This window comes from Sphingomonas sp. KC8, assembly GCF_002151445.1.
In the GTDB taxonomy this organism is placed as follows: Bacteria; Pseudomonadota; Alphaproteobacteria; order Sphingomonadales; family Sphingomonadaceae; genus Sphingomonas_E.
On the sequence record NZ_CP016306.1, the window covers coordinates 3,625,836 to 3,644,662 of the forward strand.

General features: G+C 64.1%; 24 protein-coding genes. All 24 read left to right on the plus strand.

Annotated elements, in window-relative coordinates; all coding sequences use genetic code 11:
- Positions 1–139: 139 nt before the first annotated feature.
- Positions 140–643: a hypothetical protein gene (locus KC8_RS17220; protein WP_010125893.1), complete on the plus strand. Its 504-nt coding sequence runs from the start codon at positions 140–142 to the stop codon at positions 641–643.
- Positions 644–821: 178 nt separating this feature from the next.
- Positions 822–1,175 (plus strand): HNH endonuclease, encoded by a 354-nt coding sequence (locus KC8_RS17225; protein WP_010125894.1) that lies wholly within the window; start codon positions 822–824, stop codon positions 1,173–1,175.
- Positions 1,176–1,259: 84 nt separating this feature from the next.
- The gene (locus tag KC8_RS17230; RefSeq protein WP_050805418.1) at positions 1,260–1,727 is read left to right on the plus strand and encodes a hypothetical protein; all 468 of its coding nucleotides are present in this window, start codon (positions 1,260–1,262) and stop codon (positions 1,725–1,727) included.
- Position 1,728: 1 nt separating this feature from the next.
- Entirely contained in the window at positions 1,729–3,435 is a 1,707-nt protein-coding gene (locus KC8_RS17235) for a terminase large subunit (protein WP_010125897.1), read from the plus strand.
- The gene (locus tag KC8_RS17240) at positions 3,432–4,661 is read left to right on the plus strand and encodes a phage portal protein (protein ID WP_010125898.1); all 1,230 of its coding nucleotides are present in this window, start codon (positions 3,432–3,434) and stop codon (positions 4,659–4,661) included. Before KC8_RS17235 ends, KC8_RS17240 begins: the two co-directional genes overlap by 4 nt.
- A gap of 4 nt (positions 4,662–4,665) precedes the next feature.
- Complete coding sequence (locus tag KC8_RS17245) at positions 4,666–5,325, plus strand: HK97 family phage prohead protease (RefSeq protein ID WP_010125899.1); 660 nt, start codon at positions 4,666–4,668, stop codon at positions 5,323–5,325.
- Between the two features lie 30 nt (positions 5,326–5,355).
- Positions 5,356–6,684 (plus strand): phage major capsid protein, encoded by a 1,329-nt coding sequence (locus KC8_RS17250; protein ID WP_010125900.1) that lies wholly within the window; start codon positions 5,356–5,358, stop codon positions 6,682–6,684.
- Positions 6,685–6,746: 62 nt separating this feature from the next.
- Positions 6,747–6,986: a hypothetical protein gene (locus tag KC8_RS17255; protein ID WP_010125902.1), complete on the plus strand. Its 240-nt coding sequence runs from the start codon at positions 6,747–6,749 to the stop codon at positions 6,984–6,986.
- A 5-nt stretch (positions 6,987–6,991) separates the two neighbouring features.
- Positions 6,992–7,399, plus strand: a complete 408-nt coding sequence (locus KC8_RS17260; RefSeq protein WP_010125903.1) for a hypothetical protein — start codon at positions 6,992–6,994, stop codon at positions 7,397–7,399.
- Positions 7,400–7,406: 7 nt separating this feature from the next.
- Positions 7,407–8,153, plus strand: a complete 747-nt coding sequence (locus KC8_RS17265; RefSeq protein ID WP_010125904.1) for a hypothetical protein — start codon at positions 7,407–7,409, stop codon at positions 8,151–8,153.
- Positions 8,150–8,974 (plus strand): head-tail connector protein, encoded by an 825-nt coding sequence (locus tag KC8_RS17270; protein WP_010125905.1) that lies wholly within the window; start codon positions 8,150–8,152, stop codon positions 8,972–8,974. Before KC8_RS17265 ends, KC8_RS17270 begins: the two co-directional genes overlap by 4 nt.
- On the plus strand, positions 8,974–9,324 hold the full coding sequence (locus KC8_RS17275; RefSeq protein WP_010125906.1) for a head-tail adaptor protein: 351 nt from the start codon (positions 8,974–8,976) through the stop codon (positions 9,322–9,324). The genes KC8_RS17270 and KC8_RS17275 overlap by 1 nt, the downstream gene beginning before the upstream one ends.
- A complete protein-coding gene (locus KC8_RS17280) occupies positions 9,324–9,818 on the plus strand; it encodes a hypothetical protein (RefSeq protein ID WP_010125907.1) in 495 nt (164 codons plus the stop codon). The genes KC8_RS17275 and KC8_RS17280 overlap by 1 nt, the downstream gene beginning before the upstream one ends.
- A 1-nt stretch (position 9,819) precedes the next feature.
- Positions 9,820–10,230 carry a DUF3168 domain-containing protein gene (locus KC8_RS17285; RefSeq protein ID WP_010125908.1) on the plus strand — a complete coding sequence of 137 codons (411 nt, stop codon included), beginning with the start codon at positions 9,820–9,822 and terminating at the stop codon, positions 10,228–10,230.
- 20 nt (positions 10,231–10,250) lie between these two features.
- On the plus strand, positions 10,251–10,676 hold the full coding sequence (locus KC8_RS17290; protein ID WP_010125909.1) for a hypothetical protein: 426 nt from the start codon (positions 10,251–10,253) through the stop codon (positions 10,674–10,676).
- A gap of 1 nt (position 10,677) precedes the next feature.
- The gene (locus KC8_RS17295) at positions 10,678–11,079 is read left to right on the plus strand and encodes a hypothetical protein (RefSeq protein WP_010125910.1); all 402 of its coding nucleotides are present in this window, start codon (positions 10,678–10,680) and stop codon (positions 11,077–11,079) included.
- Positions 11,079–11,195: a phage tail assembly chaperone gene (locus KC8_RS20680; RefSeq protein WP_083831245.1), complete on the plus strand. Its 117-nt coding sequence runs from the start codon at positions 11,079–11,081 to the stop codon at positions 11,193–11,195. The genes KC8_RS17295 and KC8_RS20680 overlap by 1 nt, the downstream gene beginning before the upstream one ends.
- Positions 11,196–11,204: 9 nt before the next feature.
- Entirely contained in the window at positions 11,205–13,142 is a 1,938-nt protein-coding gene (locus KC8_RS17305; RefSeq protein ID WP_010125911.1) for a phage tail tape measure protein, read from the plus strand.
- A 3-nt stretch (positions 13,143–13,145) separates the two neighbouring features.
- A complete protein-coding gene (locus tag KC8_RS17310) occupies positions 13,146–13,745 on the plus strand; it encodes a hypothetical protein (RefSeq protein WP_010125913.1) in 600 nt (199 codons plus the stop codon).
- Entirely contained in the window at positions 13,742–14,383 is a 642-nt protein-coding gene (locus KC8_RS17315; protein WP_010125914.1) for a hypothetical protein, read from the plus strand. Before KC8_RS17310 ends, KC8_RS17315 begins: the two co-directional genes overlap by 4 nt.
- Positions 14,380–14,817: a DUF6950 family protein gene (locus tag KC8_RS17320; protein ID WP_010125915.1), complete on the plus strand. Its 438-nt coding sequence runs from the start codon at positions 14,380–14,382 to the stop codon at positions 14,815–14,817. Before KC8_RS17315 ends, KC8_RS17320 begins: the two co-directional genes overlap by 4 nt.
- Positions 14,810–18,010, plus strand: coding sequence for a hypothetical protein (locus KC8_RS17325; RefSeq protein ID WP_010125916.1), 3,201 nt, complete (start codon positions 14,810–14,812; stop codon positions 18,008–18,010). The genes KC8_RS17320 and KC8_RS17325 overlap by 8 nt, the downstream gene beginning before the upstream one ends.
- Positions 18,007–18,567, plus strand: a complete 561-nt coding sequence (locus KC8_RS17330; protein ID WP_010125917.1) for a DUF4376 domain-containing protein — start codon at positions 18,007–18,009, stop codon at positions 18,565–18,567. Before KC8_RS17325 ends, KC8_RS17330 begins: the two co-directional genes overlap by 4 nt.
- Positions 18,564–18,821, plus strand: coding sequence for a hypothetical protein (locus KC8_RS17335; RefSeq protein WP_010125919.1), 258 nt, complete (start codon positions 18,564–18,566; stop codon positions 18,819–18,821). Before KC8_RS17330 ends, KC8_RS17335 begins: the two co-directional genes overlap by 4 nt.
- Positions 18,822–18,827 lie beyond the last annotated feature (6 nt).

Sequence of the window (18,827 nt, forward strand, 5' to 3'; positions counted from 1 at the left end):
AGCAAATCCGCGCGGTACGGCGGGTTACGGCGGGTTCGGCGGGTTTGTGCTGGTCTAACCCTATGTGCGGATGGGCGCAGGCGCACGGGCCATCAGGTTCTAACTATCCGTTCTATCCGTTTTAAAAGAGCAACTAGATATGGATGATGAAATGGGCAGGGGTGGAAGCGAATCGGAACACAAATCGGCATGGTGGACGTTCGCCATGGTGCAGGAGCGTCTGGTCGAGGCGTGGTCTTTCCAGCGGCGCATGCCGGCGGTGGTGTCGGCGTCGCCGTTCGCGGCGGACGGTCCGTGGCACCTCGTCATCCGTGATCGGGTCGACATGGCCGAGCAGGCGCTGGCGGGCCATGAACTGGTTGCCCTGCCGCGTGTTGGCCTGCGTTCGCATGAAGTCGACAGCATGAACGAAGCGCTGGGATGGATCGAGCATGTGCGCCGGGCGGACGTGCGCCTGCTGGCGCTGGCGATTGCCTCGCTCGAAGCCAGTGGTCACCGGATCGCATGGACGGATATCGCGCCACGCTGCAGGCTGAAGACGAAAACGGGCCGGGCGATGGGTCCGGAGGCGCTTCAGATGCGCTATCGTCGTGCCATTGCCGCTATTGCCAAGGCGCTAAACGGCGGAAGTCCTCAGCTTTAAGCGTCAACCCGCCAATTGCAGAAAAGCGCCTGTTGTCCCAGCGCCATTTTCCGGGGCATAAATCGATACGCTGAGGCGGGACTTTGACAGCCACCCGGTTCGGCATCCTCTCCTAACCTGACAACGCCCGCCTCGGTCCGTCCGATGCGGGCGTTGTCCGTTTTCGGATCATGTGATCATGGCGCGGCTGTCGACGTTGAAGCCGCTGCTCGCCTCGCTCAAGCCGACCGTTGCCTTCATGGCCGAGGGCCGGCGCGAGATGGACCGGCACCGCGACGCGCAGCCATGGCGCAAATGGTATCATACCGCCCGGTGGAAGGCGCTGCGTTGGTCGGTGCTGCTCCGCGATGGGTTCACCTGCCAACGCTGCTCCAAGCTGGTCGGCGACACTTCGAAGCTGGTTGCCGATCATCGCGAGCCGCATCGGGGCGACGAGGCCCTCTTCTGGGATGAGGACAACCTGCAGACCTTGTGCAGCCCTTGCCACAGCAGCGCCAAGCAGCGCGAGGAAAACCGGGCGCGCCGGGGCTGACCGGGCGCGTCGAGGGGGGGGTGTCAAAAGTCTGGGAGGCCTTGGGCTGGACACCACTGCCCCACTCATTTGGAGATTTTTTTCTTGGCAGACGAGGATTTTGGGACCGACCTGTTCGGCGCCCCTGCTCATCGTCGCCATGAATGGCGAGGACGGCCCGAGCATGCCTGGAGTCTCGAAAACTCAAACAAGGTCCTGCTGATGTTCGCTCAGCGCCGTAGCGTGAAAGAGGCGGCAACAGCGATCGGGGTGTCCGTCCCAACTTTGCGCAAACATTATTTTTCCGAGGTCGCGAAGCGGGAGGCGGCCGTCATCATGATGGAAGCGACCCAGTTGGCACGGCTCAATAGCGCTGCTGTCGCCGGGAATGTCGCCGCCGAGAAGGAACTGTTCAAGCGGCTGGAAAAGGAACGGCAGCGGGTCGTCGCCCAATCGCTTGCCTCACCGGCACCTAAACCAGAACGGCTCGGCAAGAAGGAAAGCGCCGCACGGAAGGCGGAACAGGTCAGCGGCTTGTACGAGACGCCGCCCGCACCGGGCATGATGAACTGACATGGCGTTGACGTGGTCGACCGCCTGCCCGGATTGGGAACAGCGTGTCGTCGAACGCCAGTCGCTGGTGCCATTCGCGCCGCTGTTCCCCAGCGAGGCCGAACAGGCGCTGGGCGTTTTCAAGTCGCTGCGCATGGTCGACGTTACGGGCAAACCGACATTCGGCGAAGCGTGCGAGCCGTTCGTGTTCGAATTCGTCGAAGCGATCTTCGGTGCGTACGATGCCGGTTCAGGCAGTCGGCTGATCAACGACTTCATGCTGTTGATCAGCAAGAAGAACGGCAAGTCGACGATCGCGGCAGCGATCATGCTGACCGCCCTGATCCGCAACTGGCGTGAGCTGGCAGAGCTGATCATCATCGCGCCGACGCAGAAGATCGCGGGCAACAGCTTCAAGCCGGCAGCCGCCATGGTCCGCGCGGATCCGAAACTGAGCGAGTTGATCCAGGTGATCGACCATCAGCAGACGATCAAGCACCGCGTCACCAAGGCCGAACTGAAGGTGATCGCGGCCGAGAATGACACAATCGGCGGTACCAAAGCCGGCTTCGTGCTGATCGACGAACTATGGCTGTTCGGCAAGCGGGCCAAAGCCAGCGAGATGTTCGAAGAGGCAACGGGCGGCCTTGCGTCGCGACCCGAAGGCTTCGTGGTTTATCTGACCACGCATAGCGATGAGCCGCCGGCGGGCGTGTTCAAGGAAAAGCTCGCTTATTTCCGTGACGTCCGCGACGGCAAGATCAACGATCCGCAGTGCTTCGGGATGCTCTACGAGTGGCCCGAGCAAATGATCGAGCGGCAGGAGTATCTTAAGCCGGCGAACTTCTACGTCACCAATCCGAATATCGGACGGTCGACGTCCGAAGGCTTCATCTCGCGGAAGCTGAAAATGGCGGCGGGCGGCGAGGTCGATGATGACGGTGATACCGCCAACATTCAGGTTGTGCTGGCCAAATATCTGAACGTCGAAATCGGGATGCGGCTGGGCCGCGATCGTTGGCGCGGGGCGGATTATTGGGAACAGGCGGCTGACCCGACGTTGACGCTCGACGCGTTGCTCGACCGATCCGAAGTTGTGACGATCGGTATCGATGGCGGCGGTCTGGACGATCTGCTCGGCGTGGCGGTGCTCGGCCGCTGCAAGCGAACGCGCGGTTGGCTGCTCTGGAACCGGGCGTGGGCGCAGGAGGATGTTTTCCAGCGCCGAAAGGATATCGCCCCACGGCTCGAGGACTTTGTGAAGGTCGGTCAGCTGGTCCGCTGCACGGATCCGGTGGCCGATATTATCGGCCTCGCCGATCTCGTCGAGCGCATCGCGGCCACGGGTCTGCTGCCTGGGGAATCGGCGATCGGTCTTGACCCGCATGGCGTGGCTGCGTTGGTCGAGGAACTGGCCTCCCGCGGGATCGTGGGGAAGCAGTTGAACGCCATTGCCCAGGGCTTCCGGCTGACGTCAGCCGTGTGGGGCATGGAGCGCAAGCTGAAGGACGGGACGCTGTTGCATGCCGGTCAGGATTTGATGGCTTGGTGCGTGGGCAATGCGAAGGCCGAACAGAGGGGTAACGCCGTGCTGATCACGAAAGAGCAGGCCGGCAAGGCAAAGATCGATCCGCTGTGCGCATCGTTCAACGCGGTGATGCTGATGAGCAGGAACCCCGAAGGGCGCGGTGGCGGTCTCGATGACTATCTCGCGAGCCTCGCGGCATGAGTCTGTTGACGAAAGCGACTGGGTTCGCCCGCAAGGCCGCGACATGGGTTCGCCGCCTCACGTTGCGAGATCCCGAAGGATGGCGCCGCACCGAAGGCGAGAGCTATGCCGGTGAACGGGTCAGCGAGACTTCGGTGCTGGCGCTGTCGGCCGCATGGGCGTGTGTGAACCTGCTTGCCGGCACGATCGGTTCGCTGCCGCTGATGTTGTATCGCACCGATCGCAGTGGCCGCCGTACGATTGCCAAGGATCATCCGCTCTATTGGATTCTGCACGACAGCCCGAACACCGATCAGACGTCGCTCGAATTTTTCGAGGGGCTGGTCGCGAGCGTGGAGTTGAAGGGCAATGCGGTCGCCGAGATCGCGCGGGGTTCGGGCGGCCGCGTGATCTCGCTGACGCCAATGCTGTGGGATGAGACAACCGTCACCCGCAGCGCCGCCGGTGCGCTTGTCTATCGCTGGCGCGACAAGACGTTGACCGAGGACCATGTCCTTCACGTCCGTGGGTTCGGCGGTAATCCCGAGGGTGGACTGTCGACCCTCGCCTATGGTCGCAACACGTTCGGCCTGGCGACGGCCATCGAGCGCTCCGCCGGCACGATGTTCTCAAACGGCGTGCGCCCCTCGGGCGTGCTCAAGTTCAAGGAGTGGCTGAAACCCGAACAGCGGCAGGCGGCCGAAGATCGCCTGTCGCAGAAATTCGTGGGCGCAATGAATGCGGGACGCCCACTGGTGCTGGAAGGCGGGGTCGAGTGGCAGCAGCTCACGCTGAACCCCGAAGATGCGCAGATGCTCGAATCGCGGCGATTTTCCGTAGAGGACATTTGCCGTTTCTTCGATGTGCCGCCGCACATGGTTGGCCACACCGACAAGGCCACCAGTTGGGGGACCGGGCTGGAGCAACAGACGCTCGGCTTTCAGATTTTCACGCTCCGCCGCCGATTGAAGCGGATCGAGATGGCGCTGGCGAAACGCCTGCTCACCCCAGCGGATCGGGCCGACGGGATCACGATTGAATTCAGCCTAGAAGGGCTGCTGCGCGGTGACAGCGCGGCGCGGGCCGCCTTTTACGCCTCCGCCCTGCAAAATGGTTGGATGACGATCAACGAAGTTCGCGCGCTCGAAAACCTTCCGCCCGTCGCGGGCGGCGATACACCACGAATGCAGAGCCAGAATGTTCCCATCACCGCCGTTCCGACGGCGCTGTCGCAGCCACAGGACTAAGCCCATGTTGAGGACGAAGAATTGCGGCCTGACGCTCGACGTCAAGGCGCTTGGCGATGACGGCGTGATCGAGGGCTATGCGTCCATGTTCAACGTCGTCGACAGCTACAACGAGATGGTTGTTCCCGGCGCGTTCAAGGCGTCGCTCGCCACGGCCAGGCGCGAAAAGCGCGCGGTGAAGATGCTCTATCAGCATGACACCTGGACCGTAATCGGTGTGTGGGATGAAGTTGCCGAGGATGAAAAGGGGCTGCGCGTCCGTGGCCGCCTGCTGAAAGATATCTGTCCGAAGGCCGCCGAGGTCTACGGCCTGGTGCGGGAAGGTGCGCTCGATGAACTTTCGATCGGCTATCGCGAAATCGAAACTGCGCCCGATCGCCAGCAGGACGGAGTGACCGTCCTCAAGAAGCTGGATTTGCGCGAAGTCAGCATCGTCACATTCGGCGCGCTTGGCCGCGCTGCCCGCATCGACGAGGTGAAATCCATAGAGGATGGCGGGCGCAACCTGACCATCCGTGAATTCGAGGGGTTCCTGCGGGACGCAGGTTTCTCCCGAAAAATGGCTGAGGCGATCTCGGCCAGTTCGAAGCCGCATCTTCGGGGGGAGCCCGGGGCTCAGGCGAATGACGCGGCCGCACGCTTTTTGAAAGCACTCCGCGGCTGATCTTCCTCTCTGCCACGAAAGGGCATTTACATGATCCGCAAGATCGCACTGCTGGGCGGCGCTGTCGCTGCCGGCATCCTTGGCCGTATGTCGGCCGCCGAACTCAGCGCCGGTCGCTACATGCGCGACGGCACGGGCCACAACCTCAATGGCGACGGCCGTCGCGAACTGTCGGTCGAAGAACTGGCGCGCGAGCTGAAGTCGGATTTCGACAAGCGCTTCGACAAGGTGAAGGAAATCGCCGAAGATGCGGTCGGCAAGGCGCGCACCGGCGAAGACCTGACCAAGGCGGCGAAGGAAATCGCCGATGAAGCGCTGACCGGAATGAACGCCGTCAAGGCTCGACTGGATGAGGTCGAGCAGCGGCTCGTCCGCGACCCCGGTGGCAACGAACAGGATGTGAAGTCGCTCGGCCAGCAGTTCGTTGCCGATGATCGCGTGAAGGCTTTCCTGGAGAGCACGAGCCGTCGTGGCCGCATGGACATGTCGATCAAGGCGACGATCACGTCCGCCACCACCGCCTCGGCGGGCTCGGCCGGGGACGCCGTCAATCAGACCCGTATGCCGGGAATCCTCACCCCGCCCGAACGCCGGATGACAGTGCGTGATCTGATCACCCCGGGGCGCATGGACGGCAATACGCTCGAATATGTGAAGGAAACCGGCTTCACCAACAATGCCGCGGGCACTGCGGAAGGCGCAGCCAAGCCGCAGAGCGACATCACTTTTGACCTGATCTCGACCACGGCGAAGGTGATTGCGCACCATGCCAAGGCATCCCGTCAGATCATGGACGACGTCGCACAGCTGGAGTCCTATATCGACGGCCGCCTGCGCTACGGCCTCGCGTTCAAGGAAGAGCAGCAGCTCCTGCTCGGCGACGGGACCGGCCAAAATCTGCTTGGTATCGTTCCGCAGGCGACCGCCTATGCGGCACCGATCACCTTGGCCTCACCTACCAGTATCGATCTCATGCGCCTCGCCATGTTGCAGGCGGCACTGGCCGAATATCCTGCAACTGGCCACGTGATGAACCCGATTGACTGGGCGTGGATCGAAACCCTGAAGGACGCCGAAGGGCGCTACATTATCGGCAATCCGCAAGGTTCGATCTCTCCGACCCTGTGGGGCCTGCCTGTCGTGGCGACGCAGGCGATGACGGTCGACAAGTTCCTGACCGGCGCCTTCAAGCTCGGGGCGCAAGTGTTCGACCGCTGGCTTGCCCGTGTCGAGATCGCGACCGAGAATGAGGACGACTTCATCAAGAACCTGATCACCATGCTCTGCGAGGAGCGCCTCGCGCTGGCCGTCTATCGTCCAGAAGCCTTCATCTACGGCGATTTCGGCCGCGTCGCCTGAGCGGCGCCCCACAACCTGAGAGGCGGCCTTACGGCCGCCTCTTCCCATGAGGAGCCGCCAAAATGGCCGCAAAGCACAACTATCGCGTCCTTCGCGAGATGGACGGCGAGAAGTCCTATGTCGCTGGTGACGAGCGCGAACTTGATCCGAATGAGGCGCGCCACCTGGTGGACCTTGGCGTTCTGGAGGATCTCGGTCCAGTCGCCGAAAAGTCTGAACTTGGTCTCGCCAACAAGGCGGCACCGCCCCCGATCAACAAAACCGCACCGAAACGCGCAGCCACCAAGGCAGCGAAGGAGTAACGCTGATGCCCCTGCAATTATCCGTTGCGGTGCGCAATGCGCTGCTCGATGCGATGGAGACGGCGGTTGGCGCGTCTCCTGTTCTGAAGGTCCGTACCGGTGCCGCGCCGGCGAATTGCGCGGCGGCGGATGCCGGCACGCTGCTGGCGACGTTGCCACTTCCTGCAGACTGGATGGCTGCCGCTGCCGCCGGCAGCAAAGCCAAGTCGGGCACATGGGAAGATACCAGCGCCGACGCGGCAGGGACTGCGGCGCACTTCCGTGTCTATGCCAATGACGGGACAACCTGCCATTATCAGGGGACCGTTACGATCACGGGCGGCGGCGGCGACATGATCGTCGACAATGTCAGCTTTGCCGTTGGTCAGGCATTCTCGATCACCGCCTTTACGCTGACGGCGCCAGGCGCCTGACCCTGCCATGGCCCTGTCCTATTTTCTGCTGGAGGACGGCGACGCCCTCTTGCTGGAGGATGGCGGCTATCTGCTGACCGAGGAATCGGGGGTCGAGGATCGCACAGCGGCGCTGGCCGTGACGTTGGGGGGCATCGGTGTAGCGTCATCGGCGCGGGTGGCCTTGGCTGGTGTGGCGGCCATTGGTGTTGGAGCCGTCGCGGCGGCGGGGAATGGCAGGCTGGCGATAGCCGGCAGCATGGCCGCCGGTCTTGGCGCAATTGGTTTGGGTGCGGCGGGAACGCTGGTCATCGCCGGCACCGCCAGTCTGAGCCTCGGCGCGGTTGGTTTTTCAGCCAGCGGATCATTGACGCCCCCGCCGGGCACTGGCGCGGTTGGTGTCGCACTCGGTGCTATCTCGATCATCTCTGTCGCCGAGATTGCTCTTGCCGGTGCGGCAAGCTCGGCGATCGGGGCGATCGGACTGGCGGCAAGTGGTGCCCTCGCGCAGGCCTCGGATAGCGGTGCGCTTGCGCTCACGCTCGGTCCCGTGACGATCGTCGCGTCTGCCGCTGTTCGGATTGCCGGGTCGGCGGCGCTGACTGTCGGGCCGGTGACGGCCGCCGCGCTCGCCGTGGTGCCGATCGCTGGGGGGCTGGCCGCCACGCTTCCCATCACGCTCGCTGCCACTGGCGGCGTGCCATCGACCCTGCTCGACCCCGGTGTCGCGCGGCGGGTGTTTCGCGGACCGGCGCGGAGGATAGTTTTTCGATGACGACCAAACAGCCGGCGGAGCAGCTGCCCTACGTCTATGATTTTTCGGAGATGCTGGGCACCGCGACGATCGAGAGCATCGCATCGGTCGATCAGGCGGCGCAGGGCGCGGGGGAGCCGCTTGCCAAGATCGCGCAGGCGATCGACGGCCAGAGCGTCGTCGTACGCTGGGGCGGTGGCACGGATCGCGAAAATTACCTGACGACGGTGCGGATTGTCGCCAGCAATGGCGAGTATGAAATTGATGGCGTCATCAGCGTTCGGGAGATCGGCTTTCCCGGTGTCGTCTCACTCGATGACGCCAAGACGCACCTCGGCATGGGAGACGACGACAGTCAGGATGATCTGATCGCCGGGCTGATTGAGGCGGCGCAGGATCATATCGAGAATTTCACAGGCCAGATACTCAGTAGGCGCACCGTGGTGCAGGCGTTTGATCGGTTTGATGGCGAGCTGCGCTTGCATGCGTGGCCGATCGCCGAACCGGCTGTTGTGTCGATTGGCTATCTGGATGCTGACGGCGTCGATCAATCGTTCGCCGGCTATCGCCTCGCTGCGCTTGCCCGGCCAGCGCGGCTGGTTCCGGCGCCGGGGGCGGCGTGGCCCACTGCCGCCGCGACCCCCGGCGCGGTGCGGGTGACTGTGCAGGCCGGCTATGGCCGGCGCGATGATGTGCCGAAGGCCTTGCGGCAGGCGATGCTGCTGCTGGTCGGCCATTGGTTCGCCAATCGTGAAGCGGTGAATGTAGGCAACATCGTCAATGCTTTGCCGTTTGCCGTAGAGGCACTAGCCTACCCGCATCGTATGCCGGTGATCGGTTGATGCCAGGGCTGGCGGCGGGGCGGCTGCGCCATCGCGTTGAAATCTGGCGCTACACTGACACGCCGCTCTCGGGCGGGCGGCCCGGCTATGATCGTGTCTGGAAAATGGTGGGGCGGCCGGTTCCCGCCGAGGTGCTGGGCCAAAGTGGCCGGGAAGCTGTGATCGACCGATCGCTGCAGGGGATCAGCACCTTTCGCATCACGATCCGCTGGCGCGCGGACCTGTCGAGCGAGGATCAGCTGCGGCTGAAGGATGGGCGGACGCTGGCGATCCGATCGATGGAAGCGGATTCATCGGGCAGGGTCTGGTGGTCGATCCTGGCTGACACACAAGCGCAGGCGATGGGCTGATGGCGCGATCGTCAAAAAAGGGCGGCAGCGGGGTCGATTGGGCTTCGGTGCGGCGCACGCGCGCCATGCTGAAGCGCCTGCCGGAAGCCGGGCGCCTCGAAATGGTCAGCCTGCTGCATTCCGTAGGCGGCGATGAGCTGGCGCGGATGCAGCGCGATGCGGCAGTGCGGACGGGCTTTCTGCGCTCGGGTCTGGCGAAACGGGTAAACGAGCGCTCGCTCAGGGTGCGGGTCGGTTTTCTCACCAAGAAGGTGAACCGGGACCGCTTTTACCGCTGGATCATCGAGCGTGGCCGCAAGGGCCAGACGGTGAAGGTGACGCGCCGCAAGGGCGTGCCGGCGCCCGTGACTTACATGCTGCGGGTCAAGGCGCTGCGGGCGCAGCCCTATGTGTTTTCCGGCGGCGGGGCGCAGCGGATCGCGCGCAGCCAGCGGTTGCAGCGTTATTGGGACGATGTGCTGGGCCGCGCATCGATAGGAGCGGACCTTGGCTGACATGGTGCTGATCGACGAAGCGATCGAGAATGCGACCTATGCCGCGTTGATCGCGGGTATGCCGACCGGCGTCGCCGATGTTTACCAGCATGTCCCTGCCCGCACTGCGCCGTCGTATGTGGTGATCGGCAAGATCGACACTGAAAATCAGGGCGGCAAAGACGGGATCGACGTCCTCGGCCAGGTCGAAATTGCCTGTTTCTTCGAAGGGCCGGCCAGAGCGGGCCTATGGGCGATCATGCGGGCAGTCTTCAACGCGCTCCATGATCAGCCCCTTTCGGCCGACGGCGTCGTGTTCGGCGGGTGTCGCTGGCTCAACAACCAGTCCGACCCGGACAACAATCCCGAGACGGACAACGTTCGTTACCTCGGGCTGATGAATTTCGAAATCTGGGCGGAACCCGCCGAGTAATCCCAACAAGGAGAAATGCTATGCCCGTGTTGCGCGGCAAGGACGTGCGCGTGCTGATCGGCGACGGCGCGTCAACCGAGGCGTTCGACAAGATCGGCGGCGAAGTGACGGTGCAGTGGGGCGATAGCTCCGCCGAGTTCGACACCAGCAGCAAGGATGATGGCGAGTTCAATCTTGTCAGCTATGCGGGCCGGGCCATCCGTTTCACCATGAACGGCAAGGTCAAGCTGCCCGATGATGGCTATGAACGGCTGCTCGCGGTGCGCAACATGTCGCCGCCCGAAGCCACGATCCAGATCAAGAAGGGGACGGTGATCGTCTATCAGGGCCTGTGCGGTTGGGGCAGCAACGATACCGACCATACGAACAACCAGGCATCGACCTGGAGTTCGGTGGCCGCGCCCGCCGCCGTGCCGACGATCAACAACCTTGCGGCATTGATCTGATATGGCCACCGCCAACGAAGAACGCGGCGAAGTATCGGTTGAACTTGGCCGCAAGACCTATGTCATGCGGCCATCGTTCACGGCCATCCAGTCGATCGAAAAGCAGACTGGCCTGTCGCTTCGCCAACTCGCCATCGCGGCGAACAGCATGTCGATGGATCTTGCGACCATGGGCGTGGTGACCGGCGAATTGATCAGGGCCGGAGCCGCTGATGGCGATGTCGGCGCCCAGCTGGGCGAGGCCGAACGCTTTTCGCAGCTGATCTACGAAAAGGGTGTCCCGACAGTCGCGGCCCGACTGACCATCGTGTTGACGGCGGCGTTGACCGGCGGGGCGACCGTCGAGGGGGAACTGAAGCCGGTGCCGACGAAGCCAGCGAGGGGCACCGGTACCGGCGACTGATGGGCCTTGCCCAGGCGGCGTTTGGGTGGTCGGCCGCGCAATTCTGGGCCGCCACCCCGCACGAATTGTACGCGATGCTCGAAATGCGCGTCGAAATGAACAAGCCAACACAATGAGGTAGCAATATGGGCGCCGAAGCGAGCACACGCCAGTTGCTGCTGCAGGTGGATGCGTCGGTTGAGCTGGCCCGCCGTAACCTCAATCTGCTTGACGAGAATGTCCGCAAGAATGCGGCATCGATGGATGCCAGCCTGAGCCGGATCGACAAAGCGGCGGACCGCGTCGGCAAATCCTTCGGCCTGGTCAAAGGCGCGGTCGTTGGATTTGTCACTGGCGTCGTCACCAGCGAGATCACGAGTGCCGCTATGGCCGGCCTTGAATATGCGTCGTCGCTCGGCGAGGTGGCTCAGCAGCTGGGCGTTACCACCCGCGACTTGCAGGTCTATCGTTATGCCGCATCGCAGGCGGGTATCTCGCAGGACGAGATGGATGCAGGACTGTCCAAACTCAGCCGCACCATCGGCGAAGCGGCAGACGGCAGCAAGAAACAGGTTGCGGCGTTCCGTGAAATCGGCGTCAGCGTCACGGACGCCAACGGCAAGTTGCTGACGGCGGGCGAAGTCATCCCCCGGATTGCTGACGGCCTGGCGAAGATCGAAGATCCGGCAACCCGTGCGCGGATCGAGGTCGATCTGTTCGGTAAGGCTGGCCAGAAGCTCGACACGTTGTTGGCGGGCGGCAGCGCGGGCATCAATGATCTTGCGGCGCAAGCGGACAAGCTCGGCCTCGTCCTGTCGGATCGATTGATCCAGCAGGCCGACGACGCGGCCGATAAGCTCGCCGCGGTCAAGCAAGTGCTGGAAGCCAAGGTGGCCGGTGCAGTGGCGGAAAATGCTGGCGCCATCGTCCAGATGGGTGACAGTCTGCTTTATGCCGCCGATGCGGCGCTGAAGGCTACGAAGGCGGTAGCCGACTATCTCAACACGGCGGGCGGCCGAAATCTGAAACGCGACGTGACAACCTTCAATCCGTTCACGGGCGGGTTGCTGGGGTCGTTCATTCGTGGTGACGGAATATTCGAGCCTGAAGAACGCAAGCTTCCTAAGGGTGGGCGCGGCGGTGGCCGCGCACCCGCCGGGTCACCTTTCCGCGTAACGCGCGTCGCGCCTTCAGTTGGTGACCTTCCTGTTGAACGACCGAGCGGGGCGCGTGGCAGACCAGGTGGCCGCGCCAAATCGTCCGGTCCTTCGCTCAGCGAACAATTCGCACGCCTGGAAGGCAGTCTTGATGGCGAAGTCAGCGCCGGCAATGACTATCGCGAGGCCCTCAAGCTGATCGATGCCGCCGAGAAGGCGGGCATCAAGGCGTCCTCCAGCTTTGCGGACTTGCGCCGTGCGGCCGGCAAGAATCTGCTGAAAGATCTGGGCATCGAGGAGATGCCGATCCGCGTGCTGGAAACCAGCCAGAATCTGGAAGAGCTGGCGGCCAAGATCACCGATCTTCCCGAGGTGTTCCCGCCCGAGGAAGTGCAGCGCCTCCGCGAGTTTCAGGATTCCTTCACGCGCGACCTGTCCGCCGGCCTCGCCGATGCGCTGGTTTATGGCGATAGCCTTGGCGATGTCCTCGCCAACAGCTTCAAGCGAGCCGCAGCGGCGATGATCGAATCCGGTATCCTGGAGCTGTTGAACCCGGGCAGCGACGGTGGCGGATTTTTTCGCGGGGCGCTGTCGCTGGGGGCGAGCATCTTTGGCGGTGGCCGGGCCGGTGGCGGTGCGGTCAATCCGCGCCAGTCCTTCCTTGTCGGCGAACATGGCGCTGAATTGTTCCGCCCATCCGTGCCCGGCGTGATCGTGCCCAACCATGCGATGATGCAGGCGGCATCCTCAACAGGCGGGGGTCCAACCGTGCAGAATTACGATCTGCGCGGGGCGCTGGTCGACAAGGATGTCTATGCCGACATGCACCGCATTTCAGCCGGCTACGCCCAGCGCGCCCATATTGGTGCGGTGCAGGAAAGCCAGTCCCAGATGACCCGTCGCTCGGCGAGAAGATTGGGGCGCTGATCCATGTCGATAGTGTTGCCATATGCGCGCGGACTGAAGACCGCCGCGCCGTCTCTGCTCGACTTTGGCGGGGTGCTGCGCCCGCCCGGCGGCGGCGTCCATCAAAAGCTCAATCGCCTCGGCAGCCGCTACACGCTGACTGTCCGCCCGCCGCTGATGCGATCGGAACCCAATGGCAGAATTTACGCGTCCCGCTTGCGGCGGGCGTTGCGGGAAGGCGCGGTGTTTGCCTTCCCGCAGGACAATCTGATGATCGGCATGCCCGGAAATCCGCAGGTGAACGGTGGGGGGCAGACCGGCACCACGATCAATATCGACGGTTTCACGCCCGGCTATGTCGTTCGCGAGGGCCAGTTCTTTTCGATCATCCACGGCGGCCGCCGTTACCTGTACGCGTCCCGCGCGCAGCTTGTTGCGAACGGGGCCGGCCAGATCGCGGTGCCGATCGAAGTGCCGCTGCGCGCGTCACCCTCGGACAATTCGGTCTGCGAATTTGCCGTTCCGATGATCGAGGGATTCCTGAGTGGCGACGAGGTGCGGTGGGAGCTGCTGCTTGAACCGTTCATCCAACTGCCTGACTTTACGATCACCGAGGCCGCATGACCCAATTCACCGCGGCGATGGACACGGCGCTGGCCGGATGGTCGCCCACCGTGTTCGGTGCCGTCGAGATTCTGCTGCCCGGTTACCCCATCCGGTTGCTGGACGGATCGGGAACCGTGTCTATCGGCGGCGCAGCCTATAATGGCAGCGACCCCACGTTCGGGGTGATCGACAGTGTCGACGTGATCACTGATGGCACCGGAGACGATGCGCCAGAAGTGCGCCTGACCTTGCTGCCGGCATCCGATGCGGCGGCCGGCGCGCTGGCCTCGGCTGCCATGCAGGGATCGCAGGTGTCGATCTATATCGGCGCGGTCAATCCCGCGACCGGCATCGTTGTTCCTGATCCATTGCTGGTGTTTCTCGGGGTGCTCGATGTCCCGACGCTCAAATCCGGCGAACATAGCCGGTCGCTCGAATATAGCATTGTGTCGGTATTCGAGCGGTTCTTCGCGGACGATGAAGGCGCCCGGCTTTCGGACACCTTCCACAAGACGATCTGGCCAGGCGAGCAAGGCATGGCGTTCGTCACTGGCGTCCAGACGACTGTTTATTGGGGCGCCGATCAGCCCACGTCCAACGTCGCGACGGTTTCGAAACTGACCGCGATGTTCAGCGAGATGAACAACCGCACATGACCGATCAGCCTGAAATGGTGCTGCGCCGCGATGCTGCGCAAGCGACTCTCGACAAATATCGCGACCGACCATTTGCGTGGGGTTCGACCGATTGCGTGCGCATGGCGGCCTATCACCTGCGCCAGCTGGGCCATCGCCTCATCCTCACCAAGGGCGGGCGGTACAGAACGGCGATCGGCGCGCGCCGGGCGCTGGAACGCGCCGGCTTCGCCTCGATCGCCGAGGGGTTCGACGCACTGGGCCTGCCACGCATCCCGCCGGCGGCGGCAATCGTGGGCGATCTCGTCATGGGCGATGCGGATGATGCGTTGGGGGCGGTCGGAATCGTCCTCGGCAATGGCCGTATGCTTGGTTTCCACGAGGATGCGGCAGGCGCATCGGTGCTGCAGCAGGTCGAGATGAGCGCCGCATGGAGGGTCGCGCCCAATGTCTAAGTTCCTGCGGACGGCGGCCTTTGTCGTGGGTGCGGTGGCGCTGGTTGTCGCGACTGCCGGGATCGGCGCGGCACCTGCAATCGGTGCGGCAGGCGCGGGCCTTGGTGCGGGCGGTGGCGCGGCGGCCGCCGGCGTGGCTGCGGTCAGCGCGAACATTGCCGGCATATCGGCCGCAACGATGACCGCGATCGCCAGCGGGCTGAGCGCTGCCGCCGCCCTTACGGCGAAGAAGCCCAGCGTTTCGGGGGGCGGTGCGCAAAGCTCGTTCAAGGCGGACCCCAGCGCCGGCATCCCCTATGCGATGGGGCGGACATCGACCGGCGGTAACATCGTGTTCCACCGCGCCGCCGATGGCTGGTCGGGCAAGACCAACAACGATCTGAGCGACTTTGTCGCGATCCTTTCCGGCGCCGGGCCGATCGACGCGATCGAATCGTTTCAGAGCGATGGCGTCGCGGTGACCTTCGATGCGTCCGGCAATGCGATCCCTTCGGATTTCCGCGACTTCATGTTTCAAAAGTGGCAGTTGGGCGCATCGCCGGAAGCCACCGCGATCAATGTGTCCGCCGGCTATTCCGCACGCCCATCGGGCTGGACGACCAGCCATAAGCTATCCGGTTACGCCGCGGCGATGCTGCGCCTGCGCTATGACAGCAAAGGCCGGCATTACCAGAACGGCACGCCACAGCCTGCCTGGGTGCTCCGGGGCGTCAAGGTTTACGATCCGCGCCTCGACAGCACCTATCCCGGTGGATCGGGTGCCTGCCGGGCGCTCAACGAGGCGACCTATGTCTATTCGGAAAACCCGTATCTCCACGCGCTGACATGGTGCCTTGGGCGCTATCAGAACAATGTGCGGATATTGGGGGTCGGCGCGCCGGTGGCGGCGATCGATGTGGCCGCGTTCGTCGAGGGTGCCAACATTGCCGACGCGAACGGGTGGAAGGTCGGCGGTGTCGTCTATTCGACCGACACCAAGTGGGAGGTGCTGAAGGCGATCTTGCAGGCCGGTGGCGGCGAGCCGATGCGGCTGGGCGCCAAGATTTCCTGCCTGATCAACACCCCGCGTGTCAGCCTTGCCACCGTCACGGTCGACGATGTGGTGGGCGAGGTTTCGGTTCAGGCCACCCAACCCCAGCGCGATCGTATCAACGGGGTCGTTCCGCGCTACCGCGAACCCAACGCCGGGTGGGAGATTGTGCCGGCAGCGCCCGTGCGCGTCGCCGACTATGTCACCCTGGACGGCGGCCAGCGGACGAAGGAAATCGAATATAGCCTCGTGCAAAATCTCAATCAGGCGGTGCAGCTGGCGCGCTACGATATCGAGAATGCGCGCGAGTTCGGGCCGATCACCTTGCCGCTCAAGTTGCGGTGGATGGGATATAAGCCGGGCGATTGCGTGACGGTGGTGACGCCCGAAGTGGGGTTGGACGGCCAGCTGGTATTGCTGCTGAACCGCGCGCTGGAACCGACCACGGGCATTGTCACCCTGACAGGCCGATCCGAAACCGCCGGCAAGCACCCGTTCGCGCTTGGGCAGACTGGCGTGGCACCCGCGACACCCAGCGTCGTCGGTCCGCCGCTCGTGCCAACGCCCACGACCGATGAATGGACGATCAGCGACAACAAGCTGGCCGGCGACGGGGTCGACGCCCCGGCGGTGGTTGTGGTGGGGGCCGCCGATCCATCGATCATCACCGCCATCATCTTCGAATATCGGGTCTATACGGGCACGCAGGGTGCGGATGATGACTGGAAGTCGCTCGGCGTGGACCCGCCGGACACGACCAATCGGACGATCACGGCCATTCTCGGCACCACGCAATATCAGGTGTCGATCCGCTATCGCATTCGCGACAGCCTGGGCGCCCGCCTGATTCTCGGTCCGGTCACCACGGTTCCGCCGAAGACCGGATTGCCGGGCGTAGCGGGGCTGAACAATGCCACTGTCTTCATCTATCGGCGCGCCGCATCCGCGCCCACCCTGCCATCGACCACGGCCACCTACACGTTTGCGACCGCCGCCATCACGGGCCTCAATAATGGCTGGACGGCGACTATCCCGGCGGGTTCGAACCCGCTTTATGTGAGCGCGGCGACGGCTTCGGCCAGTGCCGCGACCGATACCATCGCAGCGGGCGAGTGGGCCACGCCGGTTGTACTGGCGCAGGATGGTTCGACCGGCCTCAATGCCGCGACCATCTATCTGTACCAACGCAACAACAGCGGCACGGCCCCTGCCGCGCCGACAACGACCCTGACCTATACCTTCGCGAGCGGCGTGCTGAGCGGCACCCTGGGTGCGTGGACGCAATCCGTGCCGGCGGCGTCGGGCGGCAAATATCTGTTTGTCACGACGGCCACCGCGCTTGGCGTTGGGGCGACCGATGCCATCGTTTCGGGCGAGTGGGCCACGGTGAACCGGATGGCGGCCGACGGGGCAGATGCGCCGCCGGTCATGTCGATCGCTGTCGCATCGCTGAACCTCGCGGCCGAATATGGCGGCGCGATCAAGACGGGCCAGCTGCCGCGCACCGTTCAGGCCACCATGCGCAATGGTGCGACCGATGTTTCGAGCACCACGAGCTGGAGCGTAGCGCCATCGGCGGCGATCACCGCGACGATCAACGCGAGCGGGTTGGTCACCATTACGGCGGCGGCCGGCAGCGGATGGGTGGATGTGACGGGCACCTATGGCGGGATCGCCACGAAGCAACGCTTGTCGATCGCAGTGATTGCGGACGCGGCACCGCCGGCGGCGGCGACGTCGCTCAGCGCCGGTCTCGCCCTGACCAACAACGATGCCAGCTTCGCAGCTGCGCCGTTCAACGTGCTGACGCTGTCGGCATCGGGGGCCGGTCACCTGAGGGGCATATTGGCACTGGCCTATGATATTCCGATTCCGGGGACCGGCACGCGCACCTGGACCGGAGCGGCCAAGCTCGTATTCCGCGCCGTCGGAGGCGGCGCGTGGAGCGATTTCAGTGGCGGGGCTGTCAACGGCTCGCTCGCCTCGGCGATCGGCGGGACGACGTCTGAGGCAGAGTCCGGATTCCTGTCGCTGGATCAGACGCAAACGGGCCTGACGGCGGGGGCCAGCTATGAAGTGGGCTGGATGTATCGGCGAGTGAGCGGGAATTATACCAGCGGATCGGTATCGACCTCCGGCTCGCTCACGGTGCGGCAGCCATGAGCCAGGGCTGGACGATCATCGACAGCACGACCGGCGCGGTGCTGCACGCCTATTTCGTGACGCCTTCCTATGGCTCGCATCCGAAGGACAATGGGTGGAATTGGGATGCGGCGACGCAGACCGCGACGCGGGTTGATACGGCGCCGGATCCGGCGGCGGAAATCTGGGATGGCAATGCCTGGGTAGCCGACCTGGCGAAACTGCGGGCGGCGCGCTGGGCCGAGGCGCGCGGCTATCGCGATGCGCGCGCCAATGGCGGTTGCGTCACGCCGCTCGGCCGGGTCGACACGGACGGCGAAAGCCGCCTCAAGATCAGCGGTGCTGTGCAGATGGCGATGCTGGCACAGGCGGCCGGCCAGCCCTTTGCAGTAGCCTGGACGATGGCCGACAATACGGACGCAGCGCATGATGCGGGGCAGATGATCGCGTTGGGATTGGCGGTCGGTGGACATGTCGATGCCTGCCATGCGGCCGCGCGGGCGGTGCGTGCCGCGATCGATGCCGCTGGGGATGCCGCCGCGATCGGCGCTGTCGATATTGAGGCGGGCTATCCATGATCCGCCGCCTTACCCGCTGGTTGTGGGCGCTCGCCGTATCGCTCGACCAGCTGGCCCACGTCCTGCTGTCCGGGCCGAAATATCTGCTGCTGGGTGGGCCGGCTCCTAACCCTGACGAGACGATATCGAGCAAGGTCGGCCGCATGGCAGTGGCCGGCAAGCGCTGGGCGCTGATCGCCGAAGCCGTGATCGACTGGATTTTTATTCGGCTGGGCGATGGCCCCGGCCATTGCCGGAGGAATATTGGCCGATGAGCAATT